This is a genomic window from Rhodobacter sp. NTK016B (assembly GCF_017303295.1).
Lineage (GTDB): Bacteria > Pseudomonadota > Alphaproteobacteria > Rhodobacterales > Rhodobacteraceae > Pararhodobacter.
In genome coordinates, this window is sequence record NZ_JAFKOK010000063.1 from 1 (window position 1) to 259 (window position 259).

At 50.2% G+C, this 259-nt stretch carries 1 protein-coding gene; it reads right to left on the reverse strand.

The window, feature by feature from the left end; genetic code table 11:
• The coding region (locus tag JI664_RS23705) for a hypothetical protein (protein WP_207016256.1) at positions 1 to 259 on the reverse strand (259 nt) is incomplete at both ends.

The window sequence follows — 259 nt, forward strand, 5'->3', positions numbered from 1 at the left end:
TGATCGTCCAAAACATGGGAGCGACGGCTTTTGGTAAGGAAAGCGCTGTCAAAGTAGAGATTGAGTTGATCTCTGAATTAGTCATGAAGGCCAGAGACTGCATCGCATTTCGCAGTTCGATTTCGGCTCTGGCGATATAAACGTCTTTTTGACCGTGAAGGGCGACCTGCTTTGGCTTTGCAACCATGTCGCCCGGACGCTCGCCGTAGTCCAGAATGTGTAGCAGCGGCCTCGATAAAGTCTTAGTACCTGGCTTTTG